The 400-nt window shown below is 49.2% G+C and carries 1 protein-coding gene; it reads right to left on the reverse strand.

Annotation, left to right across the window (positions count from 1 at the left end):
• A partial coding sequence (locus FLP08_RS15970) for an HYR domain-containing protein (RefSeq protein WP_156278150.1) occupies positions 1–400 on the reverse strand: 400 nt, incomplete at both ends.

Raw genomic sequence — 400 nt, forward strand, 5'->3', positions numbered from 1 at the left:
CTGCTGCTGTTTCCAGCGGCATCAGTGATAGTCCAGGTAACGATAGTTTGTCCAAGTTCAAAGACTTCCGGAGCATCATTGGTGACGACCAAGTCTTCTCCTGCAGTACAGTTATCGTTAACCACTGGCATTTCCAGTGATACCGAACTGGCCTGGCAGCTTCCATTATCTGCTTCCACGCTCATCATATCCTGGGCACAGGCAGTAATTACCGGCGCCTGGGTATCGATCACATTGACGATCTGCTCACAACTGCTGCTGTTTCCAGCGGCATCAGTGATAGTCCAGGTAACGATAGTTTGTCCAAGTTCAAAGACTTCCGGAGCATCATTGGTGACGACCAAGTCTTCTCCTGCAGTACAGTTATCGTTAACCACTGGCATTTCCAGTGATACCGAAC

Origin of the sequence: Christiangramia aestuarii (assembly GCF_009735585.1) — a bacterium.
GTDB lineage: Bacteria > Bacteroidota > Bacteroidia > Flavobacteriales > Flavobacteriaceae > Christiangramia > Christiangramia aestuarii.